Origin of the sequence: Edwardsiella anguillarum ET080813, from assembly GCF_000264765.2 — a bacterium.
Taxonomy (GTDB): domain Bacteria; phylum Pseudomonadota; class Gammaproteobacteria; order Enterobacterales; family Enterobacteriaceae; genus Edwardsiella; species Edwardsiella anguillarum.
The window spans coordinates 3,687,878-3,714,474 of sequence record NZ_CP006664.1; the positions used below are offsets into that span (position 1 = coordinate 3,687,878).

Sequence of the window (26,597 nt, forward strand, 5' to 3'; positions counted from 1 at the left end):
AACCCAGGCATGAACAATTTTTTCCGGGTATCGGCAATCGCCCTGTCGCTGTTTGCAGGTACCGTTTTTGCAGCGGATGACGCCGTCAGCGGCGCCGTTCAGCTGCCCCAGTTGCATCAGGAACCTCAGCATGCAACGGTCAGTGAACGTGTTACCGCACGTTTCACCCGCTCCCATTACCGCCAGTTTGACCTCAACGCAGACTTCTCGAAGAAAATCTTCAACCGCTACCTGAACATGCTGGACTATAACCACAACGTGTTTCTGGCATCGGATATCGCCCGCTTCCGCGATCGCGAAAGCAAGCTGGGCGATGAGCTGCGCAGCGGTCAGCTGGATACGGCCTATGCGCTGTTCAACCTGTCTCAGCAGCGCCGCCTGGAGCGTTATGAGTATGCCCTGACGCTGCTGAAAAAGCCGATGAACTTTGACGGCAGCGACACCATCGACGTCGATCGCAGCAAGGCGCCGTGGCCGACCAGCGTCGCCGAGCTGGACAAGCTCTGGTACGCCAAGGTGAAGTATGACGCGCTGAACCTGAAGCTGGCCGGTAAGGACTGGCCGGAGATCCAGAAGATCCTGACCAAACGCTATCAGTTCGCCATTAAGCGACTGACCCAGGGCAACAGCGAGGATGTCTTCCAGCTGTTTATGAATGCGTTTGCCCGTGAGATCGATCCCCATACCAGCTATCTGTCGCCGCGCAATACCGAGCAGTTCAATACGGACATGAGTCTGTCGCTGGAGGGCATCGGCGCGGTGCTGCAGCAGACAGAGGATGACTATACCCAGATTAACTCTCTGGTGGCCGGCGGTCCGGCGGCCAAGAGCAAGGTGCTGAAGGTGGGCGATCGCATCGTGGCGGTCGCCCAGCCGGGCAAACCGATGGTCGATGTGATCGGCTGGCGTCTGGATGACGTGGTCGCCCTGATCAAAGGGCCGAAGGGCAGCAAGGTGCGCCTGGAGATCCTGCCGGCGGGGAAAGGCACCAAAACCCGTATCGTCACCCTGACCCGCGAACGCATCCGCCTGGAAGATCGCGCCGTGAAGATGAGTGTCAAAACGGTGGACGGTCATAAAATCGGCGTGCTGGATATTCCCGGCTTCTACGTCGGCCTGACGGAGGACGTCAAGGTTCAGCTGCAGAAGCTGGAGAAACAGCACGTGAGCGCCATCGTTATCGATCTGCGCGGCAACGGGGGCGGCGCCCTGACGGAGGCCGTGTCTCTGTCGGGTCTGTTTATCCCCAGCGGGCCGGTGGTGCAGGTGCGCGATAACGTCGGCAAGGTGCGTGAGGACGACGATACCGACGGCGTCGTCTACTACAAAGGGCCGCTGGTGGTGCTGGTCGATCGCTTCAGCGCCTCGGCCTCCGAGATTTTCGCCGCCGCAATGCAGGACTACGATCGCGCCCTGATCGTGGGTGAGCCCACCTTCGGAAAAGGGACGGTACAGCAGTACCGGTCAGTGAACCGCATTTACGATCAGATGCTGCGTCCAGAGTGGCCGGATCTGGGGTCAGTGCAGTACACCATCCAGAAGTTTTACCGCATCAACGGTGGCAGCACCCAGCGGAAAGGGGTGACGCCGGACATCGTGATGCCGACCGGCGTCGATCCGGCGGACACCGGCGAGAGCTTTGAGGATAACGCGTTGCCGTGGGATAGCATCAACGCCGCCGCCTATAATAAGGCCGGCGATGTACAGCGCTTTGATCCGCAGCTGATTGTGCTGCACGATGCGCGTATCGCTAAAGATCCCGAGTTCCAGTACATCGAACAGGATATCGCGCACTACAAGGCGCTGAAGGCGCGTCGTAACATTGTCTCTCTGAACTACGCACAGCGTGAAAAGGAGAACAAGGACGACGACGCTATTCGCCTGCAGCGGATCAACGCCCGGCTGAAGCTGGAGGGCAAGAAGCCGATCGCCTCGCTGGATGATATTCCTAAGGATTATCAGGAACCGGATCCCTACCTGAATGAGACGGTGAAAATCGCCGAAGACCTGGCCCTGCTGGAGCAGAAAAGCGCACAGCAGGCTCAGGAGTAGGGGTAAGCCGGGCTGAAAGGTCTGATGGAAAAAGGCGCGCCGCAGGTCGCGCCTTTTTTTGTCTTGCGATCGACCGTCGCTTTCGCCAAATCAACGGAAGGCTGGCGGCAATATATTGAAAGCTATTTCTTTGAGGGCGTAGTTCTGCGTAAGACAGCTTTTTTCTGATCGATATATCATCATATGGAATTCAGCGCCGCTGATTTTTCACGGCCAGATTTCTTGATATCGTTCGCGAAATAAACACGGTATTGCCGATAACAATCCCTTAGGATGTCGCTTCCAAAATGTGCAGAATAAGCCTCATCACGTCATGATACGTTTATAAGGACATGTCGACTCTGCGAGCGTAGCGCATGCAAATGTCCGGCTTTATACAGAGCGCCGGTTTTGCGAGCCTCCCAGCTGATACGCCAGGGCCACTATCAGCGACTGCACCAGGCACAGCGTGGCGGATTGGGAGCGAAACGCATCCACCTGCGCCTCTTTCACCACAAAACAGAGATCGCTAAAGGTTGCGAGCGGACTAATCTGGCTGTCCGTAATGACTATCTGTTGAGCGCCCACGCTGGCGGCGGTCTCGCTGACTAACACGGTTTCTTCTGCATAGGGGGAGAAGCTAATGGATACCACAATATCGCGTGACTTGATGCGATTGATCTGCTCGCGCAGCATCCCGCCCATGCCGTCGAGCAGGATCGGACGACAGTCGAGGTGGCTCAGCGCGTAGGTTAAATAGGCGGCAACGCTGAATGAACGGCGTAATCCGACGATGTAGATGGTGTCGGCCTCTGCCAGCAGCGCCACTGCTCGCTGTAGCATCTCCGGCTCGGCGCGGGCGGCTAAATGCTGCAGCGCCTGGGCGTTGGAGCGGGCAAACTCCTGCAGGATATCCAGCGGCGTTTCCGGTACGGCCTCGCTCTCCATTTCACGGAACATCCGCGCGCGGTCGCTGTAGCTGGCGGTCTCCTCCATCAGGTTCATTCGAAACAGCTGTTTCATTTCATTGAATCCTGTGAAATCAAAGGCATTGGCGAAGCGGATAAGCGTTGACGGCGGCACCCCGGCGCGTTCAGCGATGACGGCAACCGTATCGAAGGCCACGCTGTTGGTATTGTCCAGCACATAGTGGGATACCTGCTGCAGTCTTTTACTTAGGCTATCGTAGCGGTCGCGGATCTGTTGCTGTAGCTCATTCAGGCTGGATGCTGTCGTCATTTTACCCCCATAGCGTAGTTCTCTGATTCTAAACGCTACAGCGTATTTTTTAAATATTGCTCATCCAGAACAGATCAAAATGAAACAGTGACTTCAGTCGTGATTCGCCCAAAATCGCCTCTTCATGGGGATGCGCTCATGTTACTGATGACGACATTACTCACATTGCGGTGTGTTAATCAGCGGGGAGCAGGTCAGTATGGCTTTTCCTGCCATTGCGGGCCCATACGCCGCCAAACCAGGGGGACTCTCCATGTCGGTAGGAGGCGGTGATCGTCGTTTTTCCTTTCAGTTGTGAATTTCCCCTGCCTGTATTGTGCGCCGGTGAGCCTGTTCCCGGGCATGACGGCAGTGGGCGTTATATATATTAATATTGAATGACAGTTTTAGAACCTATCCCATTAGGCTCTTATTCCTCTTTGCTCATTGTAATGATATTGCACCTTGGCAGGGCATTGTTTTGGCTGTTTGCATTAAAGTTGCCAGATTATCTGGTTTGTATCCACACGGGCATTAATATTTTTGCTGTATTCCATTTAAAATGGAGGTATCTATGTTTTCAAAGGGGATAAAATTATGACGTTAGAGAAAACACCACGTAACGTGATGATCTGACTTGATTTAATCATGCACTCTTTATCTTTGAAATTTTTTGCTTCATTTATTAGATTAGGTTTCTTTTTTCTGTTTGCTAATAATGTCATAGCGTGTAATTAAAGCCATCATTCAAATAATTTACATATGCTATACGGTGTTTGTATTTGAATTATTAATTAAATTATTTATGTGGCGTTTATTGCATAGCGATGCCAAATGAAAGGTGTGAAAAATACAATACGATATCTTATATAGTTGAGGACGTTATGTCAGTGCAAAAAATAAATTATAACTGGGGAGTCACAACGCATATCCAGTTTGATCCTGCAACCGATCGGCTGGATTTCGGCTGGATGCAGAGCAGTGAGTTCTCTATCAGTGAATCTGATGGCTCGGTGGTCATTTCGATTAGTGGCAACGAGCAATACTATATATTGGACGGCGTATCGCTGGCGGATATGCAGATCTCCGGGATCTCTGCGCTGGACGACTCTGCTGTGGCGGTGTGGTCGGAGGCCATTACCAACGCCGGTGGCAGCAGCGAACCCGCCGCATCTGTTGCCCCGGTGGTCGCGCCTCCCGTGTCAGACGTCGCTGTTGTTCCGGCGGCTCCGGCTGCAGATAGTGTCCCGGCACCGATCACCGAGCCAGAGGCAGTACCGGCTCCGCAGCCTGAGAGCGCAGAGAGCGGTGGTCCTGCCCCGGCGGTCAGCGGTGAAAGCACGGTCACCCAGATCGCCTACAATTGGGGCGCCACCACGCACCTTCAGTTTAATCCGGCAACGGATCGCCTGGATTTTGGCTGGATGCAGGGCAGCGAGTTCTCCATCAGCGAGGAGAACGGCTCTGTTGTCATTGCCATCAATGGCAATCAGCAATCCTATATTCTGGATGGCGTCTCCTTGGCCGACATGGACATGTCAGACATTTCTGCCCTGGACAGCTCGGCGATCAGCGCATGGTCTGCGGCCATCTTCAACGCCGGTGGCAGCAGCGAACCCGCCGCACCGGTTGCTCCGGTGGTCGCGCCTCCCGTGGCAGATATCGCTGCTGTTCCGGCTGCAGATAGTGTCCCGGCACCGGTCACCGTGCCAGAGGCCGTACCGGCTCCGCAGCCTGAGAGCGTAGGGAGCAGTGATCCTGCCCCGGCGGTCAGCGGCAAAAGCACGGTAATCCAGATTGCCTACAATTGGGGCTCCACCACGCACCTTCAGTTTAACCCGGCAACGGATCGTCTGGATTTTGGCTGGATGCAGGGCGGCGAGTTTTCCATCAGCGAGGAGAACGGCTCTGTTGTCATTGCCATTGATGGTAATCAGCAATCCTATATTCTGGATGGCGTCTCCCTGGCCGACATGGACATGTCAGACATTTCTGCCCTGGACAGCTCGGCGATCAGCGCATGGTCTGCGGCCATCTTCAACGCCGGTGGCAACGGGGAGATCATCCCGGTATCGTCCGCCCCGGCGGGGAGCTCGTCAGGCAGCCCGGCCTCAACGGTGCCCAGCGATTATACCGTGATGCCCCGTGATGGCAGTTCTTATGAGTTTACCCCTTACGTGGACATGACGGCCTGGCCGACCCCGGATCTGCTCGCCATCAGCCAGCAGTCCGGTGCCAGCGAATTTACCCTGGCCTTTATGGTGTCTGATGGCGTGGGTGGTCTGTCATGGGGCGGGGTGGTGCCGGTGGCAACCGAGACCGACTTTGCCGGTGGCATTGCCGCCTTCAGAAAGGCCGGTGGCCGGGTGACCCTCTCCTTCGGTGGCGCCAACGGCACTGAGGCTGCGATAGGGGCTTCCAGCGCCGAAGAGCTGGCAGCGCTTTATCAGAGTGCCATCGATAAGTATCAGGTGGACTCCATCGATTTTGACATCGAGGGGGCAGCCCTGAATGACAAAAAATCCGTCGATATGCGCAATCAGGCGATTGCCATTCTGGGGGCCAACAACCCGAATCTGGAAGTCTCCTATACGCTGCCGGTGTTGCCGGATGGGCTGACTCTGGATGGGATGAATCTGCTGCAGAGCGCCGTTGATAACCATGCCCGTATTGATATTGTCAACGTAATGGCCATGGATTACGGCGGCGCCTACGACCGCCTGCATAACAACCGCCCGGATATGGGGGATGCGGCCATTTCTGCGGCCAATGCCACCCTGTCACAGATGCGCAGTGTGGGTCTGGTGGACAGCAAGGTCGGCATCACGCCGATGATCGGTGTCAACGATGTCAATGTGGAGATCTTCAATCTGGAGGACGCCACCGAGCTGGTGGCCTATGCCGAAGGTAATCCGGATGTCGGTCGCCTGTCCATGTGGTCCATCGGGCGGGATAACGGTAGCGGCGCTGGTCAGCAATGGGCCAGCAGTTCGGCCAGCGGCCTGCAGCAGGGCAGCTATGATTTTGCCAGACTCCTCGGCGGCAGCGGGGCGGATGCCATGGTGCCCGTCAGCACCCCAGATCAGGGAGCGGTAAGTCCGGACAGCAGCGTGACGGCCCTGGAGAGCGCTCTGGTGGCTCCGGTAGAGCCGGCGGTGGATGCGGCAGCCCCGGGCACGGCGCCCAGCAATTATACCGTGATGCAGGAGATGACCATTCTGGAGAGTAATAACCCGATGCTGGATGTCTCCTATACGCTGCCGGTGTTGCCGGCGGGGCTGAATCTGGATGGGGGGAATCTGCTGCAGAGCGCCGTTGATAGCCATGCCCGTATTGATATTGTCAACATAATGGCTATGGATTACGGCGGCGCCTATGACAGCCTGCATAACAATAGTCCGGATATGGAGGATACGGCTATTTCTGCAGCTAACTCTACGCTGTCTCAGATGCATGATATCGGTATGGACGGCAGCGGCACTACGCCGATGATCGGTGTGAATGATGACAGCAATGAAATCTTCACGCTGGCCGATGCGGCGGAGCTGGCGGACTACGCCGACTCCAATGCAGATATCGGGCGGTCCATCGGGCAGGATAACGGCACTGCATCCGATCAGTCATGGGCAACTAGTTTGGCCCGCGGACTGGAGCAGAGTGATCATGATTTTGCCAAGGCATTTGCAGGTTAATCATTATCTTTAGGCAGGAGTTATTTCCGCCTTTTTTTCACTAACGCCGCTTCGGCGGCGTTACACATAATTTCGATTAAGAATTAATAATGAGAGAAAAAATAAATGATAATTCCAGGGAATATGTTCCTGGTGAGGAAATGGTTGCTCTATGTACAGTGTCACAGTTTTATAATATTGCCTCCGATCCGGTATTTCTGATAAGGGAACTGGGGCTGGAAGCGCAGGGAGTCGTGCCCGGCGATATTGTCCGGGCGGCAGTAATGATAAAAATGAAAGCCCGGGTGATAACGGGGGTGACGCTCAAAAGGATCAGAAAAATCCCGCTGCCATCATTAATTCAGCTTAAAAATAGATGTTGGTATATTCTTACAGACAGAAATGAAAATGGGGTTTTCAGGCTTTTTGATCCGGTCCGACGTAAAGTTTTTGACGAGCATGAAGATTCTGTGCTGGCCCAGTTGGGGGAACATGTGGTGCTGGTTCAGCGACACATGATGGGAGCAGGCCGCGATCCCCGCGGCTTTTCTATCCGCTGGTTTTTGCCGACTATTAAGCGCTATAAAAATCCGCTGACGCACGTTATTGTCGCATCCTTCTTTATTCAGATGTTTGCCCTGCTCGGCCCGCTTTTTTTCCAGATTATTATCGATAAGGTTTTGGTGCATAAAAGTTATGAAACGCTGGTTGTCATCGCAATTGGGATGCTGGTCGTGGGGGTGTTTGATGTCATATTACGCTATTTGCGGACATATGTATTAGCCCATACGGCTAACAGGATTGACGTGGAGTTGGGGCGCCGACTCTTTCATCACCTGTTTTCCCTGCCGATGAGCTATCTGGAGTCACGCAGTGCCGGGAGCACCGTTGCGCGTATCCGTGAGCTGGAGAATATCCGTAATTTTTTTACCGGACAGGCGCTCTTTTCTGTTATCGATTTATTTTTCATCTTTATTTTTATTGGTGTTTTATTTTTTTACTCCTGGACGCTGGCGATGATCACCGTGGTCAGTATTCCGGTGTATGTCCTCATCTCTGCGATTTTGCGCCCGTCGATCAAAAAACGGATTGACGATAAGTTCTATGCCAATGCGGCAAGCCAGAAGTTTTTGGTCGAGGCTGTGGTCGGGGCTCAGACAATCAAGGCCTCGGCGGTGGAGCCGATGTTCCGCAAACAGTGGGAGGAGCGCCTGGCACACTATGTTCACACCTCGTTTGAGGCCTCCCAGCTTACCTCCATCGGGCAGAATTCAATCTTGCTTATCAATAAAATATTTTCAATATTTATTTTGGCATTTGGGGCCGCCGCTGTCATTGGTGGAGAGTTAACGGTAGGGGAGTTGATCGCATTCAATATGATCTCCGGGCAGGTTGTGCAGCCGATTCTGAGAATATCGCAACTCTGGCAGGATTTTCAGCAGACGCAGGTTTCTGTTGAGCGGCTTGGCGATATCATTAATAACCAACCGGAGTTTATTCAAACGCAACAGGGTAAACTTCCTCCCTTACAGGGTCATATCCGGATGGAGAGTGTCTGTTTTTCCTATCGGAAAAGTGATCATTATGTCATTCGGGATATCGATCTGGAGATCAAGGCCGGAGAAGTGGTTGGTATTGTCGGTGCATCCGGCTCGGGGAAATCAACGCTGACCAAGCTGATCCAGCGGTTGTATATGCCGGTGGAGGGGAAGATATTCATTGATGGGATTGAAATGAATAATGTCGATCCTTCCTGGCTGCGCCGTAATATTGGGGTGGTGCTACAGGAAAATGTTCTGTTTAATCGCACAATCCATGAGAACATTGCCTTTGCCAATCCGGGAATGTCACGGGCGGATGTTATCCGGGTTGCAAAATTGGCTGGAGCCGATGAGTTTATCTCTACGCTGCCCCAGGGCTATGATTCGATCATTGAGGAGCGGGGCGGAAATCTTTCGGGGGGGCAGCGCCAGCGTGTTGCGATTGCCCGGGCCCTGGCCACCAATCCATCCGTGCTTATTTTTGATGAGGCAACCAGTGCCCTTGATTATGAAAGTGAAAATATCATCAGAGAAAACATGAAATATATTGTGGAGGGGCGTACGGTCATTATTATTGCACACCGCTTATCGACGGTGCGTCAATGTGACAGGATTATTAGCATGGCGCGGGGAAGAATTGTCGAACAGGGGCCTCATGCTGCATTAATGACCGCCAAAGGTATTTATTTCCACTTATGGTCATTGCAAAACAGCCAGTATGGCGTTGATGATGCGTCCATTGTCGGGGAAGCGTAACGTGAAATTATTAAACTGGAGAAATAAGAATTTTACGGATGACATGGCCTTTTTGCCTTCAGTTATTGAGGTGATAGAATCTCCGCCCTCACCGATCAGGGTCCAGTTGTTATATACGCTGTGTCTATTTACGGTTCTGGCGTTTGTCTGGTCGTTCTTTGGTCGCATCGATGTCATAGCCACGGCGCCGGGGAAAGTTCAGCCGCAGGGATACGTTAAGGTGATTGAATCGGAGGTGACCGGAAAGGTTTCCCAGATCCTGCTGAAAAATGGGGATCGCGTCAGTGAGGGAGAGACGGTAGCCCTGTTGGAGGCCGCCGATAGCCAGGCGAAATACAACGATACCCTCTATAATTTTTCCTCCTTTTATGCAGAGTTATGGCGCAGAAAAACCCAGGACAGGCTAGCCCGGGATTTGTCGGTGGAGGCTCGGGCGCTAACGGATTTTACCGTCGAATGGCCGGCACAGCCGGCCCTGCCGGAGGAAATTAAACTCCGTGAAACCAGTACCATGCATGGAGAGCTGACGCAGTTAAATACGGACTTACAGAATATACGTGCGCAGTTGGCGCAAAATAAAACCCGTGAACAGGGCATGAAGGCAACCATTGCGAGCCAAAAAAGCCTGATTGAGACACTTAATGAGCGCCTGCAGATCCGGCGGACCCTGGTGGAAAAACAGGTGGTCGCCAAGGATGACTGGTTACAGATATTGACGGATGTCAAAGAGGCCAAAAGTACATTGCAGTCTACGCTGGCTCAGTTGCACGATATTCAGGCCGCCCGGGACGTTCTGCATATCGCATTGCTGAAAATTCGCCATGATTTTATCTCTGAAAACCTGAAAAACATTGGGCAGCTTGAGCAGCAAAGCAACAGTCTGCGGGAGCAGCTGAACCAGCGGGAGGCGCAGCTGGCGCTGATGACATTCAAAAGCCCGATCAACGGAACGATTGTGGCATCCAGCCTGGTGTCACAGGGGCAGGTGGTGACACCGGGTGAAGAGCTCATGCGTGTTGTGCCGGACAACAGCCGACTGGAAATCATTGCCTATGTCCCCAATCAGGATATTGGCTTTATTCGGCCGGGACAGCATGTCGATGTAAAAATCAATGCGTTTCCCTACACCCGCTATGGCACATTGAATGGCGTGGTACAGCATATTTCCCAAGATGCCATCCCGGCAGCAGATGCACAGCAGGTGCAAATGGATCCCACCCGTCTTGGCAGTAACACCAAAACGGGTGGCGGGCAAAGTACTCAGGGATTGGTGTTTCCCCTGACGGTTGCGCTGGAGCAGGATCATATTCTGGTCGATAACCAACAGATCAGTCTGGTGTCTGGAATGGGGGTGAGCGTCGAGATTAAAACGGATCGCCGGCGTCTGATTGATTATCTGGTATCGCCGATTTATGACCTGACTTCCAGTTCATTGCGGGAGCGCTGATGGCCGGGGGCGGGGCTCCGTTGAATTCGTAGTTGATCCCCACACTGTACTCCAGCGCGTTATCATTAAAGGCAGCGTCGGCTTTGGCCGTCAGCCGATGGGGAAAGCGATGCCCCATCCCGACGGAGACAGCGTGTTGATCCTTATAGCATCCCCGTGCGGCGCTGGCATTAAATCCGCCGACAGTGTCGGGCTGAAACAGCCCGGCCAGTCCAGCATCCTTGGCGGCAATCTGTCGCATCTTATGGCGGTTATTGTCTATCTGGTGCTGTATGGCACCCAGATGATGGGGTACCGGCCTCCGGTAAGTTTCGGCGCCCGAGATCAGCTAAAGCCGAAAGGTCAAAAAACAGCCTCCGCGTACAATAACTTTTGATATCCAAACTGTCCCCAATAACGCGGCTGGTCAGCGTGATTCATGTCGTTAACATAAAAACACATCCTTGATCACAACAATCAATTTTTGTTTTGTTTTCCGCTAAAATGAAATGTTTATTTCATGTACGGTGTCCGGGTCACAGCCACATATCAATAGTGAGAGGTGCAGGATGGAGACGGTAGCGAATTTTATTCATGGCGAGAGCGTCACTGGTTCAGGCCAGCGCGTGCAGGCGATCTTTAACCCGGCCACAGGGGAACAGATCCGCCAAGTGGCGATGAGTACGGCGCAGGAAACAGAACAGGCCATTGCCGCCGCCGCACGGGCATTCCCTGCCTGGGCTCGCCAGTCGCCGCTAAAGCGCGCGCGGGTGATGTTTCGCTTTAAAGCGCTGCTTGAGCAGCGCATGGATACGCTGGCCCGGCTGATCAGCGAAGAGCATGGCAAGGTGTACTCAGATGCGGTGGGGGAGCTGACTCGCGGTCTTGAAGTGGTCGAGTTCGCCTGTGGGATAGCGCACCTGCAAAAAGGGGAACACTCTGCCAACGTGGGCACCGGCGTCGACAGCCACTCGCTGATGCAGCCGCTGGGCGTTTGCGCTGGGATCACGCCGTTTAACTTCCCGGCAATGGTGCCGATGTGGATGTTCCCCATTGCGCTGGCGACCGGCAACACCTTTGTGCTTAAACCGTCAGAAAAAGCCCCTTCGCTGGCGCTAGCGCTGGCGAAACTGCTGCAGGAGGCCGGGTTGCCGGACGGTGCGTTCAACGTCGTGCAGGGCGATAAGGCGTCCGTTGATCTCCTGCTGGCGGATCCGCGCATTCAGGCCGTGAGCTTTGTCGGCTCGACGCCGGTGGCTGAATATATTTATCAGACCGCATCTGCGCACGGCAAACGCTGTCAGGCGCTGGGCGGGGCCAAAAACCACTGCATCCTGATGCCGGATGCGGATATGGAGATGGCGGCCAGCGCGATCATGGGCGCCGCGTACGGTGCGGCGGGTGAACGCTGCATGGCGCTCTCCGTGGTGCTGGCGGTGGGAGATAGAGTGGCCGATGAGTTATGCGCGCGGCTGGCGAGCCAGATTGCCGCGCTGCGGATCGGCCCGGGGCTCGACCAAACGCCGGAAAATGAGATGGGGCCGCTGATCTCCGCCGCCCATCGCAGCAAGGTGCTGGGCTATATCGACAGCGGCGTAGTGCAGGGTGCGACGCTGCGCGCCGATGGCCGCCGCTTTCACACTCAAGGGTATGAGCAGGGGTATTTCGTCGGCCCTACGCTATTCGATAATGTGACCGCCGACATGGACATCTACCGGGAAGAGATTTTTGGCCCGGTGCTTTGCGTGGTGCGCGTTGCCGATTACGGCAGCGCGGTGGAACTGATTAACCGTCATGAATACGGTAACGGTGCGGCTATCTTCACCCGTGACGGCGGCTGCGCGCGCCGCTTCTGCGATGAGGTTCAGGCGGGGATGGTTGGCGTCAACGTTCCGATCCCGGTTCCCATGGCGTTTCACAGCTTCGGCGGCTGGAAGCGCTCTATTTTTGGCCCGCTCAACGTTCACGGTAATGACGGTGTACGCTTCTATACCCGGATGAAGACCGTTACCGCCCGCTGGCCTGAGATGCAACAGGATACCGGCGCCGCGTTTTCCATGCCGACGCTGGGCTGACAGGAGGGGGCATGAAAACCGAACGTATGACCATGGCGCAGGCGCTGATCAAATTTCTGAATCAGCAATATGTCTGTGTCGATGGGCTGGAGACGCCCTTTGTGGAAGGCATTGCGACAATTTTCGGCCACGGTAACGTGCTCGGTATCGGGCAGGCGCTGGAGCAGGAAGTGGGTCACTTGAAGGTCATGCAGGGCTGCAACGAGCAGGGAATGGCACACATGGCGACCGGGTTCGCAAAGCAGCACCGCCGCCTGCGTATTTTTGCTGTTACCACGTCGATCGGCCCGGGAGCGGCCAACATGGTGACGGCGGCGGCCACCGCCACGGCGAACCGCATTCCGCTGCTGCTGCTGCCGGGGGATATTTACGCCAGCCGCCAGCCGGACCCGGTGCTACAGCAAATCGAGCAGTTCCACGATCTGAGCATCAGCACTAACGACTGCTTTCGTCCGGTCTCCCGCTACTGGGATCGGATCAACCGCCCGGAGCAACTGATGAGCGCGATGCTGAATGCCATGCGTACGCTCACCGACCCGGCGGCCACTGGCGCGGTGACGATTTGTCTGCCGCAGGACGTACAGGGCGAAGCCTGGGATTACCCACAAAGCTTCTTCGCCCGCCGCATGCATTACATTGAACGTCGCCCGCCGGACATTCAGCGTCTGGCGATAGCGCAGGCACTGATTGCCCGCAAGCGCAGGCCGCTGGTGGTGTGCGGTGGCGGGGTTCGCTACTCGGGCGCTCACGATACGTTTCGCGAGTTTGTCGAGACGCTGCAGCTGCCGTTTGCCGAAACGCAGGCTGGAAAAGGCGCACTGGCAAGTGATCATCCCCTGAACCTCGGTGGTATTGGCGTTACCGGCGGGCTGGCGGCGAATCAGCTGGCGTCGCAGTCGGATCTGGTGATCGGCGTCGGTACACGCCTGACCGATTTCACCACCGGTTCGAAGGCGCTGTTTTCCCATCCTGACGTCGACTTCCTGCTGATCAACGTCGCGGAGTTCGACGCACTCAAGCTCGACGCCACGGCGCTGGTGGCCGATGCCCGTACAGGGCTTTCGGCGCTGACGGCAACGCTTACCGATTACCGAAGTCAGTGGGGCGATGCGGTTTGCCGGGCGATGGCGGCCTGGCGCAGCGAATGCCGCCGCCTGTGGGCGCGGACATGGTCGCCCGATGATACGCCTGAAATCGCCGGGCATCTTGATGCGCAGCTGGGTGAATATGGCGAGACGCTCAACACCCGTCTGACCCAGACGCGGGTGCTGGGGCTTATCAACCAGCATATTGAAGAGGACGCCATCGTAGTCGGTGCGGCGGGCTCTTTGCCGGGGGATCTGCAGCGGCTGTGGCAGGTGAAGACGCCCGACAGCTACCATCTGGAGTATGGCTACTCCTGCATGGGCTATGAGATTGCCGCCGCCATTGGCGCTAAGCTCGCCATGCCGCAGCAGCCGGTCTATGCCATGGTGGGCGACGGCTCGTACATGATGCTGCACTCTGAGCTGCAAACGGCAGTGCAGGAGGGAATTAAGATTACCGTGCTGCTATTTGATAACGCCGGGTTTGGCTGTATCAACAACCTGCAGATGGGGCACGGCATAAGCAGCTTTGGTACAGAGAGCCGTCGGCGTAATCCACAAACCGGGCGGTTGGACGGTCCGCTGGTGAAGGTGGATTTCGCGCAGAACGCCGAAAGCTACGGCTGCCGTGCGTGGCGGGTACACGATGAGTCAAGTCTGCTGGCGGCGCTGACGGAGTCCCAGCAGCATCCTGGGCCGACGCTTATCGATATCAAGGTATTGCCGAAGACCATGACGCACGACTATGCCGCCTGGTGGCGAACCGGCGATGCACAGGTTGCAACATCGCCCGCGGTACGTGACGCGGCGGAGCAGACGCAGGCGCGGGTGAAAAGCGCTCGTCAGTATTGAGTTTGCCAGCGTGGCGAAATTTTTATTCCATTTTCTCTTTTCCTCATCGCCCACTCGTCAAAAGGGAGTAGGTGCAGGCGGCAGTTGCTGCCGCATCCTCTCTTTTACCGACTGACGCATGCAAAATGTTGTGATTTTGATAGCATAATTTGTCGTGTTCATTGAAAAAATGTTAACTTTAGCGCAAAAACATAATTTTCACTTTTTATTAAAATAAAATAAATGTTTTATTTGTGGTGCGTTAGTTCACCGTATTCACCCACACCAGGAGCCGCTATGTTTAACATCGCTTTACTGGGCGCTGGCCGTATAGGTCAGGTACACGCAGCTAACATCGCCATCCACCAAGAGACGACGCTATGGTCCGTCGTCGATCCCAACCATGAATTTGCCACGCGTCTGGCCACGCAGTATCAGGCCCGCCAGCAGAGCCTCGATGAGGCGATGACCGACCCCAACGTACACGCGGTGCTGATCGCCTCTGCAACCGACACCCACGCGGATCTGATTGCGCTGGCCGCCCGCCACGGCAAAGCCATCTTCTGCGAAAAGCCGGTCCATCTGGATCTGGCGCGGGTGCGTGACTGTCTGAAGGTGGTCAGGAAGTACGACGTTCCTCTGTTTATCGGTTTTAACCGTCGTTTCGATCCGCAGTTCCGCCGCGTGAAAAGCGATGTGCTGGCCGGGCGTATCGGTACGCCGGAGTCGCTGGTGATTATTTCCCGCGACCCATCGCCGCCGCCGGCGGAATATGTGCGGGTGTCCGGTGGTATGTTCCGCGACATGACCATCCACGATTTTGATATGGCACGCTTTATCATGGGCGAAGAGCCGGTATCGGTGTACGCCCAGGGCAGCAATCTGGTTGATCCGGCCATTGGCGCCGCGGGCGATATCGATACCGCTTTTATCGTGCTTAAGTATGCCTCCGGTGCGATGGCGACCATCGTTAACAGTCGCCGCTCGGCCTATGGCTACGATCAGCGCCTTGAGCTGCACGGCTCCGAAGGGCTGCTCTGCGTGGGTAATATTCTGGAAAACCAGGTGCAGCACTATGGTCCAAACGGCGCTACCCATGCGCTGCCCGAGCACTTTTTCCTGCAGCGTTACCGAGCTGCCTATGCCGCGGAATGGGAGCACTTTGTCGCTGTTCTGCACGGCGAGGCGGTGCCTGAATGCAGCGGCGATGACGGTGAACAGGCGCTGTATCTGGCAGATAAAGCACTGGAGTCACTGCTCAGCCAGCGAGAGATCTCCCTCTACGAAGCGTGATAACGTCCCTTACATAGAGAGGCATAACAATGAAAAAACTGATCTTTGCCGTCCTCATCGCCGTGACATCCGGAGCGGCCCAGGCCGAGAACGAGCAGATTGTTTTCAGTACGCCAAACCTGGCGATGCCGTTTGAAGTTCACATGCAGCGCACGGCGGTCAAAGCCGCCAAAGAGATGGGGGTGAAGCTGCAGGTACTGGACGGACAGGGCAGCTCGCCAAAGCAGGTGGCGGATCTTGAAAACGCCATTACCCGCGGTGCACAGGGGTTTATCGTGTCGCCCAATGACGTTAACGCCGTTTCCGGCGCGGTTGATGAGATTCAGGCCGCCCGGCTGCCGGTGGTGACCCTCGACCGCTCTGTCGACAGTCAGAATAAGGTGCCGCACTTCGGTGCGAACAACTACAAAGGCGGCCAGGCCATCGGCGACTTTGTGAAGGCCCAGTTCCCCAACGGCGCGGACATTATTCTGCTGACCGGGCAGCCTGGGTCGTCGTCTAACATCGAACGCAGCAAGGGGATCCGCGACAGCCTGACGACGGGGGGCGATAAGTACAGGATCGTCGCCGATCAGACCGGTAACTGGATGCGTTCTGAAGGGATGCGCATTGTCGAGAGCGTCCTGCCGTCTCTGGACAAGCGTCCGCAGGTGATCCTTTCTGCCAACGATGATATGGCGCTGGGCGCGATTGAGGCGCTGCAAAGCCAGGGGCTCAAGCCGGGGGATGTGCTGGTGACGGGATTTGACGCCGTGCCGGAGGCCCTGGCGCGGGTGCGCGACGGCTGGATGGCGGTGACGGCCGATCAGCGCCCGGGCTATGCGGTACAGACGGCAATGGGCCAGCTGGTGGCCAGCGTGCGTGAGAAGCAGGCGATCGTTGGCGCAGACTATCCTCCGACGCTGATCACCCGTGAAAACCTGCAGCAGGCCGAGCGGATTAACGAGGCCGGTAACTGATTTGTCCTGGGCCGCCGTCGCGGCGGCCCACTATGAAGAAGGAGCAGGCCGATGTCGCAACCTTTACTCAACGTTACCCATCTGGCGAAAAGCTTCTCCGGCGTCTGGGCGCTGAGCAGCGCGCAGCTGACCGTTGGCACGGGTGAGATCCACGCGCTGCTGGGGGAGAATGGCGCGGGAAAATCCACGCTGCTGAAGGCGCTGGCCGGGGCGCAGCCGCAGACGAGCGGCGAAATCTGGTTTAACGGCGCTCTGCTGCCGGTGGAGGAGTCGCCCGTCGAGCGGCAGAATAGGGGCATTATTACCATCTATCAGGAATTTAACCTGCTGCCCAATATGACCGTCGCGGAAAACATGTTCCTCGGCCGCGAGCCGCGTAAGCGTAATTTGATCGTCGATGAAAAGGCGGTAAACCAGGAGGCGCAGGTAATCTTGAGCTACCTGCAGCTCAACGTTGCGCCGACGACGCCGGTGGCACGCCTGAGCGTGGCACAGCAGCAAATGGTGGAGATCGCCCGCGCGCTGACGCTGAATGCCAAACTGATCATTATGGATGAACCGTCCGCGGCGCTGAGCGACAGCGAAGTAGAAAGCCTGCATCGGGTGGTGCGGGAGCTCAGAGACCGAGGGGTGAGCATTATTTATGTCACTCACCGCCTGCACGAGGTGTTTCAGCTCTGCGACAACTTTACCGTGTTTCAAGACGGCCACTTTACCGGCACCGGCGCGGTGGCGGGCACCACCGTAGAGCAGCTGATCCGCCTGATGGTCGGGCGTGACGTGGCGTTCAACCGTCGTCCATCCTATGAAACCCACCATGAAGATAACCCCGTTCGCCTGGCGGTGAAAGGGCTGTGCCGTGAAAAGCCGCCGCTGGATCCGCACGGTATTGCGCTGCATGACATCAGTTTCCACGTTCACGCAGGCGAGGTGCTGGGCATTGCCGGGCTGGTCGGTGCCGGGCGTACCGAGGTGGCCCGCTGTTTGTTCGGCGCCGGCGGTTTCACCTCTGGCCAGTTTGAGATCGATGGCGTGGCCTATCAGCCGCGCAGCCCGCGGCATGCCCTTGCCCAGGGGATTGCGCTGGTGCCGGAGGATCGCAAAAAAGAGGGGGCGGTGTTGGGGCTGTCTATTCGCGACAACCTATCGCTTTCCTGCCTCTCCTCGCTGCTGCGCTGGCGCTATTTTGTAAACACCCGTAAAGAGGATGCGCTGATCGCTACTTATCGTCAGGCGCTGCAGATCAAAATGGTGAGCAGCGATCAGGCGGTACGTAAGCTCTCCGGTGGCAACCAGCAGAAGGTCATTCTCGCGCGCTGTATGGCGCTCAATCCACGGCTGCTTATCGTGGATGAGCCGACCCGGGGCATTGATGTCGGTACCAAGTCAGAAGTGCATCAGGTGCTGTTTGATATGGCAAAGCAGGGGGTAGCGGTAATTGTGATTTCGTCCGATCTGCCAGAGGTGATGGCGGTGTCCGATCGCATTATTACCCTCAGTGAGGGGCGGGTGACGGGCGAAATTCACGGCGACGATGCTACCGAAGAGCGCCTCATGATGATGATGGCCATCAATCACAACGCCCTGAATGCGGCATAACGGAGTTTCCCATGACGCAGATGACTTCCAAAACGCAGACGCCGGTAACGCGTTTGGGACGTTTCGATCCCATCGCCTTCTTCGAGCGCTTCGGGGTGCTGATTTTTATGATCCTGCTGCTGATTTTCTTTCAGTCGCAGAACGGCAATTTTTTCTCTGAGCGCAATATCGTCAATATTCTGACCGAGGTATCCATCTACGGGATCATGGCGGTGGGCATGACGTTTGTCATCCTGACCGCAGGCATAGACTTGTCCGTCGGCTCCATTTTAGCGGTCTGCGCCATGACCGCGGCTTACGTTATCAAAGGTGACAATTTCACTACCGTTGATGTCAGCGCCTGGGGTGGCATGAGCTGGCTGATTGGACTGGGGATCTGCCTGTCGATGGGCACGGCTATTGGCTTTCTGCATGGCCTCGGCGTGACCCGCCTGCGTCTGCCGCCGTTTATCGTCACCCTTGGTGGGATGACTATCTGGCGCGGGCTGACGCTGGTGATTAATGACGGTGCGCCGATCGCCGGTTTTGATCCCGGCTACCGCTGGTGGGGGCGCGGCGAATTGCTCGGTATCTCTATTCCTATCTGGATCTTCGCGCTGGTGGCCATTGGCGGCTATCTGGCGCTGCATAAAACGCGCTGGGGCCGCTTTGTGTACGCTATCGGCGGTAACCCGGAGGCCGCGCGCCTGGCCGGGGTCAACGTTAAACGCGTGCTGGTGAGTGTCTATGTGCTGATCGGCTGCCTGGCAGGGCTGGCGGGTTTTATCCTCAGCGCGCGTCTGGGGAGCGCCGAGGCGGTCGCCGGGATCTCGTTTGAGCTGCGCGTGATTGCCTCGGTGGTGATCGGCGGGACGTCACTGATGGGCGGCTATGGACGTATCGGTGGCACCATTATCGGTTCGATCATTATGGGCATCCTGATTAACGGTCTGGTGCTGATGAATGTGTCCGCCTACTACCAACAAATTATTACCGGGCTAATTATCATACTGGCCGTCGCCTTTGACACCTATGCCAAGAGCCGTCGCGGCGCACTGTGAGGAGACGGATGATGAAAGAGGTACGCATTGGGTTAATCGGTACCGGCTACATTGGCAGGGCGCATGCCATTGCCTATGCCCAGGCGCCGGTGGTGTTCAATCTACGCGGCAGGCTGGTGCGTGAAATGGTGGCGGAGGTCACCCCGACGCTGGCGGCAGAGCGGGCACAGGCCCTTGGCTTTAACCGCGCCACCGGCGATTGGCGTGCGCTGGTAGCCGACCCGAACGTCGATGTGGTGGACATCTGCTCGCCGAACCATCTGCATAAAGAGATGGCGTTGGAGGCGATTCATCACGGCAAACACGTCTACTCGGAAAAGCCGCTGGCGCTCAATGCCGTTGATGCTCGTGAAATGGTTGAGGCGGCGCAGCGGGCCGGAGTGAAGACGCTGATCGGCTTCAACTACATGAAGAATCCAACGGCCAAGCTGGCGAAAGAGATCATCTCCCGCGGTGAAATCGGCGAGGTGATCCACTTTTACGGTACCCACAACGAAGACTATATGGCTGATCCGTTGGCCCCCATCCACTGGCACTGCTTTACGAAAACCGCCGGACTTGGCGCGCTGGGCGACTTGGCTGCGCACATCGTTAATATGGCGCACTATCTGGTTGGCGATATCGAACAGGTCTGCGGCGATCTGAAAATTGTCGTACCCGATCGCCCTGCCCATGCCGGCTCGTCGCAGAGGGTGGCGGTGGAAAACGAAGATCAGGCGCATGCGATGGTGCGCTTCGCCAGCGGCGCACAGGGGGTGATAGAAGCCTCACGGGTTGCCTGCGGGCGCAAGATGGGGCTGTCGTATGTCATTACCGGCACCAAAGGCGCTATCCGTTTTACCCAGGAGCGAATGGCGGAGCTGCAGCTATATCTGCATGAGGATCCGGTGAGTCGCCAGGGTTTCCGCACGCTGCTGGTAGGGCCCGCGCACCCGGAGTACGCCGCGTTCTGCCTAGGGGCGGGACACGGTATCGGCTTTAACGATCAAAAAACGGTGGAGGTTCGTGACCTGGTGGATGGCATCGTCGCCGGTACACCCATGTGGCCGGATTTCACCGAGGGTTGGAAGGTATCGCGGGTGCTTGACGCTATCGCGCGCTCTCATCGTGAAGGCCGTTGGCTGAATGTGACTGACATTGTTTGATGAGGTATCAACGTGGAAAAGCCGTTTGATGTGATATGCATGGGTCGGGTCGCAGTTGACCTCTACAGCCAGCAGATTGGCGCGAGGCTTGAAGATGCGTCGAGTTTTGCCAAATACCTCGGCGGCTCGTCGGGAAACGTCGCCTATGGCACGGCGCGCCAGGGGCTGCGCTCATCGATGCTGGCGCGGGTCGGCGACGAACATATGGGGCGCTTCCTGCGCGAGGAACTCCGCCAGGTTGGCTGCGATACCTGCCATCTGATCATCGATAAAGAGCGGCTGACGGCGCTGGTGCTGCTCGGAATCAAGGACCAAGATACTTTCCCGCTGATTTTTTACCGCCACAACTGCGCCGATATGGCGATCAGCGCAGACGACGTGGAGGAGGCGTACATTGCCTCGTCCCGCTGCCTGGCGATTACCGGCACGCACCTGTCCCATCCGCAAACTCGCAATGCGGTGCTGACGGCGCTGGGTTACGCCCGTCGTCACGGCGTGCGCACGGTATTGGATATCGACTACCGTCCGGTGCTCTGGGGGCTGACCTCGCTGGGTGACGGCGAAACACGGTTTATCGCCGCCGATCGGGTGAGCCGTGAGCTCCAAGAGGTGCTGCACCTGTTCGACGTTATCGTCGGCACCGAGGAGGAGTTCCACATCGCGGGCGGCAGCATCGACACGCTACAGGCGCTGACGCAGGTGAGGCGCGTCAGTCCGGCGACGTTGGTGTGCAAGCGCGGCGCGCGGGGTTGCTCGGTGTATACCGATGCGATTCCGTCCCGGCTTGATGACGGCCTGACCGTTACTGGCGTCCGGGTGGAGATCCTCAACGTGCTGGGTGCCGGGGATGCGTTTATGTCTGGGCTGCTGCGGGGATACCTCAACGATGAAGGCTGGGAGCAGAGCTGCCGCTATGCCAATGCCTGTGGCGCGCTAGTGGTATCACGCCACGGCTGTTCGCCCGCCATGCCGAGCAAAATCGAGCTTGATGATTACCTGTCTCGTGAGCGTGACGTTCCGCGACCGGATCTCGACCCGCGTCTGAACCATTTGCACCGGGTGACTACTCGCCGCCGCGTGTGGCCTGAGCTATGCGTGATGGCGTTTGACCACCGCAGCCAGCTAGAGGATATGGCGATGCAGTGCGGTGCCAGCCTGAAGCGTATCCCCATGCTGAAAAATCTGATCCTGCAGGCTAGCCGGGCAGCCGCGCAGGATGCCGAGCTTGCGGGAAGGGCCGGGCTGCTGTGCGATGGTACCTTCGGGCAGGATGCGCTGAACGCCATAACCGGTGAGGGCTGGTGGATCGGGCGGCCTATCGAGCTGCCGGGATCTCGACCGCTGGAAATGGAGCTCGGCAATATTGGCACCCAACTGATCAGCTGGCCGCAGGAGCACGTAGTGAAGTGCCTGGTTCTTTATCACCCGGAGGACGAACACACCCTGCGCCTAGCGCAGGAGCAGAGCGTGGCGGAGGTCTACCGCGCCTGCTGCCAGTCCGGGCACGAGCTGCTGCTGGAGCTAATTTTACCGCCCGATATGTCACACAGTGACGATCTCTATCTGCGGGCGGTTTCCCGCTTCTACAACCTGGGAATTTATCCCGACTGGTGGAAGCTGCCGCCGCTCTCCTCTGCGGGGTGGTCGGCACTGGAAGCGATCCTCGAACGCTGCGATCCGCACTGCCGCGGCGTGGTTATCCTTGGCCTTGATGCCCCGGCGGAACAGCTGCGCGCCGGGTTTAACGCGGCGGCCGCTCACGCGTGGGTAAAAGGGTTTGCCGTGGGCCGCACGCTGTTTGGCGACGCCGCCCGCGCGTGGCTGAAGCATGATATCGACGATGCGCAACTGGTGGCGCGCATTCGGGACAACTACCTGCAGCTTATCGCCTGGTGGCGCGAGCGTGGGCAAGCATAATTAAGGAGAAGGGTATGGCTGTGCAATTAGGTATTAATCCGCTGACATGGACCAACGACGATCTCCCGTCTCTCGGCGCGGAGACGTCGCTTGAGACCTGCCTGAGCGAGGGTAAAGCGGCCGGGTTCGCCGGTTTTGAACTGGGCAATAAATTCCCGCGTGAAGCGCGGTTGCTCGGGCCCATCCTGCAGCGCCACGATCTGCAGCTGGTCTCCGGCTGGTACTCGGGCCGTCTGCTGGAGCGCAGCGTGGAGGAGGAGATCGCCGCGGTGCAGCCACACTTGACGCTGCTGCGCGAGCTGGGTGCCAAGGTGATGGTGTTTGCTGAGGTGACGCATTGTATCCACGGTGAACAGCAGACGCCGGTGCACCTGCGCCCGCGTTTTCCCCAGGCGCGCTGGGCGGAATATGGCGAGAAGCTGACCGCTTTCGCCCGCTACACTCAGCGGCAAGGGGTGCAGATTGCCTACCATCACCATATGGGGACGGTGATTGAATCCGCCGAAGATGTGGATAGCCTGATGCGTCAAAGCGGCGATGAGGTCGGGCTGCTGCTGGATACTGGCCATCTGACCTTTGCGGGGGCGGACCCGCTGGGGGTCGCCCAGCGCTGGGCGTCGCGCATTAATCACGTCCACTGCAAAGACGTGCGCGCCGACGTATTGGCAGAGGTGAAAAACCGTAAAACCAGCTTTCTCGATGCGGTACTGAGCGGTGTGTTCACGGTGCCGGGCGATGGCTGCGTCAACTATGCGCCGCTCATGTCACTGCTGAAAGAGAGCCAATATCAGGGTTGGCTGGTGGTAGAGGCCGAGCAGGATCCAGCTGTCGCCCATCCATTGACCTACGCGCGTCTGGGGTATAACAACCTGAATCATCTGGCGCGTGAGGCCGGGCTTATCTGAGGAGGCGATATGTCGCGTTTACTCTCGCGCTGGCAGCCGCCGGATGCACAGGGGTGTACCCAATCTATTACGCCAGAGCGTGCAGGCTGGGGCTATGTTGGCTTTGCGGCGTTTGAACTAGACGAGGGGCGGCAGTTAACGCTGCCTGCGGTCAGCGAAGAGCGCTGTCTGGTGCTGGTGGCAGGGCTAGCCGATATCACTACGCCGACCGCGCGGTTCACTGAGATCGGCGATCGGATGAGTCCGTTCGAGCGGAAAAAACCGTGGGCGGTATACGTCTCGCCCGGTGAAGCCGTGCAGGTGCAGGCGCTGACCCGGCTTGAGCTGGCGGTGTGCGCGGCGCCCAGCTCGGGCATCTGGCCGACCCGGCTGATCGCGCCGCAGGATATCGATGCCGAAGCACGTGGTAAGGGAAACAACCGACGCTATGTGCACAACATTCTGCCGCAGGATAAACCCGCGGACAGCCTGCTGGTGGTGGAGGTGTGGACTGACGAAGGCTGCACCAGTTCCTACCCCAGCCATAAGCATGATACCGACAATCCACCGCAGGAGACCTGCCTTGAGGAGACCTATTACCACCGCCTTAACCCGGAGCAGGGATTCTGTATGCAGCGGGTATATACCGACGATCGGTCGCTTGATGAGTGTATGGCGGTGTACAACCGCGACGTGGTGATGGTGCCGCGGGGGTATCACCCGGTGGCAACGATGGCGGGCTACGACAGCTATTACCTTAATGTTATGGCGGGCCCGGTGCGACGCTGGATGTTTACCTGGGAAGCGTGTCATGGCTGGATTAATCAGGACTATCCGCGCAAGTAACGCGTCGCGTGCATGATATCCGGTAGGGGCCGATACTTCGTCATGCACGGCTTTATTGCTTTACGGCTCGCAAAGGCGAGGGGGAGTGACGCTGCGGTGTCTAGCGTCAGCTCCGCCCCCGCTATCCTCCCCCCGCCGGGATGAGTCGCCGGCGCGGCCCCCGTGGCACACTGCAATGGTCACAGTCACAGGAGCCGATGATGAAATACGCCGTTCTCTCCGCACTATTGCTGCCGTTGGCCGCTGAGGCCGAATGGCGATCGCCCGCGTTTCCCCAGTTCGTCGCCGTAGGCGAGGGACGCTTTAGCGCCAGTCAGCCACTGGCTAAGGGCGAGGCGCCGCTGCAGCTGTATCAGGCCGATAGTTGCTGGCAACCCAGCGGATCGATCCGGCTGAATCAGACGCTCTCGCTGATGCCGTGCCAAGGTGAGGCGCCTCTATGGCGGCGCTTCCGGGATGGCCGCTACCTGGCCCTGATCGATATCCGCTCGGGAACGCCGACGCTGACGCTGTCCGTACAGGATGAGGCTGCGCAGCGGGCGGCGGCGCCTGCGCGCCGTTGTCCGCGTTGGGATGGGCGTCCGCTGCGTGTCCCCGTCGATCGGGCATTTAGCGAAGGCAGCCTGGTGCGCGATTTTTACAGCGGAGAGATCGTCCGCGTCACCCAGGGCACGGTGACCCTGCAGCCGGCGCCGGGCAGTAATGGCCTGCTGCTGCTCGAGTCGGCTGAAACCGCGGGGCCGGCGGCATTCGACTGGCACAACGCGACGGTCTATTTTGTCCTGATCGATCGCTTCGCCAACGGCGATCCCAGTAACGATCATAGCTATGGCCGCCAGAAGGACGGGATGCAGGAGATCGGGACCTTTCACGGCGGCGATCTGCGCGGGTTGACCGGACAGCTAGACTATCTCCAGCGTCTGGGGGTCAATGTCCTGTGGATCAGCTCGCCCCTTGAGCAGATCCATGGCTGGGTCGGGGGCGGTAGTCGGGGCGATTTCCCGCATTATGCCTATCATGGCTACTACCCGCTGGACTGGACGCGGTTGGATGCCAATATGGGCAGCGAGCAGGATCTACGGGCGCTGGTGGAGGGGGCGCACCAGCGCGGTATCAGGGTGCTGTTCGACGTGGTGATGAACCATACCGGCTACGCGACGCTGGCGGATATGCAGCAGTACCAGTTCGGCGCGCTGTTCCTGCAGGGGGAGACGCTACGGCAAACGCTGGGCACCGATTGGCGCGACTGGCATCCGGGGCGCGGCCAGACGTGGCATAGCTTTAATGACTATATTGATTTTGGCAATCGCGCGGCGTGGGCGCGCTGGTGGGGGAAGGGGTGGATTCGTACCGATATCGGCGACTATGACGCCCCGGGATTCGATGATTTTACGCTATCGCTCTCTTTTCTGCCGGATGTGAAGACCGAGTCTAGCACGGCGTCCGGTTTGCCGATCTTTTATCGTCATAAACCAGATACCCGCGCCCGGGAGATCCCCGGCTACACGCCGCGAGACTACCTGACTCACTGGCTCAGTCAGTGGGTGCGTGAATACGGCATCGATGGCTTTCGCATCGACACGGCAAAGCACGTAGAGCCGGCGGCCTGGCAACAGCTGAAGCAGCAGGCCAGCGCGGCCTTGGCCGAATGGAAGCGGGCTAATCCGCAGCAGGCGTTGGACGATGCACCCTTCTGGATGACCGGCGAGGCCTGGGGGCACGGCGTGATGCGCAGCGCCTATTATCGCCACGGCTTCGATGCGATGATCAATTTTGACTATCAGGAGCAGGCGGCACAGGCGCAGGGCTGCCTGGCCGATATCGATCCGCTGTGGCAGCAGATGGCGGCGCAGCTGCAGGATTTTAACGTGCTGAGCTATCTGTCGTCCCATGATACCCGTTTGTTCCGCAGCGACGGCAGCGGCGCCGCTGCGCTGCTGCTGCTGGCGCCGGGCGCGGTGCAGATTTTCTACGGCGATGAGTCGGGGCGTCCGCCCGGGCCAACGGGATCCGATCCGCTGCAGGGCACTCGTTCGGATATGAATTGGCAGGATATCCGCGGCCCGGCGGCGGCACAGGTCGCGCACTGGCAGCGCCTGGGGCAGTTCCGCGCCCGCCATCCCGCTATCGGCAAGGGAGAGCAGACGACCGTCGCGATGCCGCAGGGCTACGGCTTTATCCGCAATGACGGGCGGGATCGGGTGATGGTGGTCTGGGCCGGTCAGCCGGAGTCGCGCCGGCCGCGCCAGCTGTTACAAAAATTCTGAGGCGCGGCTCCGG

Annotated in this window: 19 protein-coding genes; 17 read left to right on the plus strand and 2 right to left on the minus strand. The window is 57.8% G+C overall.

What is annotated here, in order from left to right; genetic code table 11:
• Positions 1-9: 9 nt before the first annotated feature.
• Both prc and ETEE_RS21560 read left to right on the plus strand, forming a co-directional pair.
• A complete protein-coding gene (gene prc / locus ETEE_RS16635; protein ID WP_034165867.1) occupies positions 10-2,052 on the plus strand; it encodes a carboxy terminal-processing peptidase in 2,043 nt (680 codons plus the stop codon).
• 24 nt (positions 2,053-2,076) lie between these two features.
• Positions 2,077-2,220 (plus strand): hypothetical protein, encoded by a 144-nt coding sequence (locus tag ETEE_RS21560; protein WP_156119379.1) that lies wholly within the window; start codon positions 2,077-2,079, stop codon positions 2,218-2,220.
• Between the two features lie 204 nt (positions 2,221-2,424).
• Here ETEE_RS21560 and ETEE_RS16640 read toward each other — a convergent pair whose 3' ends face one another.
• Complete coding sequence (locus tag ETEE_RS16640) at positions 2,425-3,270, minus strand: MurR/RpiR family transcriptional regulator (RefSeq protein WP_034165868.1); 846 nt, start codon at positions 3,268-3,270, stop codon at positions 2,425-2,427.
• A gap of 869 nt (positions 3,271-4,139) precedes the next feature.
• Between ETEE_RS16640 and ETEE_RS21400 the strand changes: the two genes are divergently transcribed.
• The 3 genes from ETEE_RS21400 to ETEE_RS16655 all read left to right on the plus strand — a co-directional run bounded on the left by ETEE_RS21400 (position 4,140) and on the right by ETEE_RS16655 (position 10,664).
• Positions 4,140-6,941, plus strand: a complete 2,802-nt coding sequence (locus ETEE_RS21400; protein WP_158407653.1) for a glycosyl hydrolase family 18 protein — start codon at positions 4,140-4,142, stop codon at positions 6,939-6,941.
• A gap of 89 nt (positions 6,942-7,030) precedes the next feature.
• Positions 7,031-9,217, plus strand: coding sequence for a peptidase domain-containing ABC transporter (locus tag ETEE_RS16650; RefSeq protein ID WP_225865183.1), 2,187 nt, complete (start codon positions 7,031-7,033; stop codon positions 9,215-9,217).
• A 1-nt stretch (position 9,218) separates the two neighbouring features.
• Complete coding sequence (locus tag ETEE_RS16655) at positions 9,219-10,664, plus strand: HlyD family type I secretion periplasmic adaptor subunit (RefSeq protein WP_158407654.1); 1,446 nt, start codon at positions 9,219-9,221, stop codon at positions 10,662-10,664.
• Here ETEE_RS16655 and ETEE_RS20480 read toward each other — a convergent pair.
• Positions 10,582-10,875, minus strand: coding sequence for a YadA C-terminal domain-containing protein (locus tag ETEE_RS20480; RefSeq protein WP_225865199.1), 294 nt, complete (start codon positions 10,873-10,875; stop codon positions 10,582-10,584). The genes ETEE_RS16655 and ETEE_RS20480 overlap by 83 nt on opposite strands.
• Here ETEE_RS20480 and ETEE_RS22090 point away from each other — a divergent pair.
• The 12 genes from ETEE_RS22090 to ETEE_RS16715 all read left to right on the plus strand — a co-directional run bounded on the left by ETEE_RS22090 (position 10,774) and on the right by ETEE_RS16715 (position 26,584).
• On the plus strand, positions 10,774-11,040 hold the full coding sequence (locus tag ETEE_RS22090; protein ID WP_045428296.1) for a hypothetical protein: 267 nt from the start codon (positions 10,774-10,776) through the stop codon (positions 11,038-11,040). The two genes, ETEE_RS20480 and ETEE_RS22090, sit on opposite strands and share 102 nt — an antisense overlap.
• 172 nt (positions 11,041-11,212) lie before the next feature.
• Positions 11,213-12,718, plus strand: coding sequence for a CoA-acylating methylmalonate-semialdehyde dehydrogenase (locus tag ETEE_RS16665; protein ID WP_034163495.1), 1,506 nt, complete (start codon positions 11,213-11,215; stop codon positions 12,716-12,718).
• An 11-nt stretch (positions 12,719-12,729) separates the two neighbouring features.
• A complete protein-coding gene (gene iolD, locus ETEE_RS16670) occupies positions 12,730-14,655 on the plus strand; it encodes a 3D-(3,5/4)-trihydroxycyclohexane-1,2-dione acylhydrolase (decyclizing) (RefSeq protein WP_034163494.1) in 1,926 nt (641 codons plus the stop codon).
• Between the two features lie 276 nt (positions 14,656-14,931).
• Positions 14,932-15,927 carry an inositol 2-dehydrogenase gene (gene iolG, locus ETEE_RS16675; protein ID WP_034163493.1) on the plus strand — a complete coding sequence of 332 codons (996 nt, stop codon included), beginning with the start codon at positions 14,932-14,934 and terminating at the stop codon, positions 15,925-15,927.
• 29 nt (positions 15,928-15,956) lie between these two features.
• Positions 15,957-16,886: a substrate-binding domain-containing protein gene (locus ETEE_RS16680; protein WP_034163492.1), complete on the plus strand. Its 930-nt coding sequence runs from the start codon at positions 15,957-15,959 to the stop codon at positions 16,884-16,886.
• Between the two features lie 51 nt (positions 16,887-16,937).
• A complete protein-coding gene (locus ETEE_RS16685; protein ID WP_034163491.1) occupies positions 16,938-18,485 on the plus strand; it encodes a sugar ABC transporter ATP-binding protein in 1,548 nt (515 codons plus the stop codon).
• 11 nt (positions 18,486-18,496) lie between these two features.
• Positions 18,497-19,525, plus strand: coding sequence for an ABC transporter permease (locus ETEE_RS16690; RefSeq protein WP_034163490.1), 1,029 nt, complete (start codon positions 18,497-18,499; stop codon positions 19,523-19,525).
• An 11-nt stretch (positions 19,526-19,536) separates the two neighbouring features.
• Positions 19,537-20,670 carry a Gfo/Idh/MocA family protein gene (locus ETEE_RS16695; protein WP_034163489.1) on the plus strand — a complete coding sequence of 378 codons (1,134 nt, stop codon included), beginning with the start codon at positions 19,537-19,539 and terminating at the stop codon, positions 20,668-20,670.
• 12 nt (positions 20,671-20,682) lie between these two features.
• Positions 20,683-22,587 carry a bifunctional 5-dehydro-2-deoxygluconokinase/5-dehydro-2-deoxyphosphogluconate aldolase gene (locus ETEE_RS16700; RefSeq protein ID WP_034163488.1) on the plus strand — a complete coding sequence of 635 codons (1,905 nt, stop codon included), beginning with the start codon at positions 20,683-20,685 and terminating at the stop codon, positions 22,585-22,587.
• A 14-nt stretch (positions 22,588-22,601) separates the two neighbouring features.
• The gene (gene iolE, locus ETEE_RS16705; RefSeq protein WP_034163487.1) at positions 22,602-23,492 is read left to right on the plus strand and encodes a myo-inosose-2 dehydratase; all 891 of its coding nucleotides are present in this window, start codon (positions 22,602-22,604) and stop codon (positions 23,490-23,492) included.
• A 9-nt stretch (positions 23,493-23,501) separates the two neighbouring features.
• The gene (iolB, locus tag ETEE_RS16710) at positions 23,502-24,317 is read left to right on the plus strand and encodes a 5-deoxy-glucuronate isomerase (protein WP_034163486.1); all 816 of its coding nucleotides are present in this window, start codon (positions 23,502-23,504) and stop codon (positions 24,315-24,317) included.
• A 200-nt stretch (positions 24,318-24,517) separates the two neighbouring features.
• Complete coding sequence (locus ETEE_RS16715; RefSeq protein WP_049703780.1) at positions 24,518-26,584, plus strand: alpha-amylase; 2,067 nt, start codon at positions 24,518-24,520, stop codon at positions 26,582-26,584.
• The last annotated feature ends 13 nt before the right edge of the window (positions 26,585-26,597 follow it).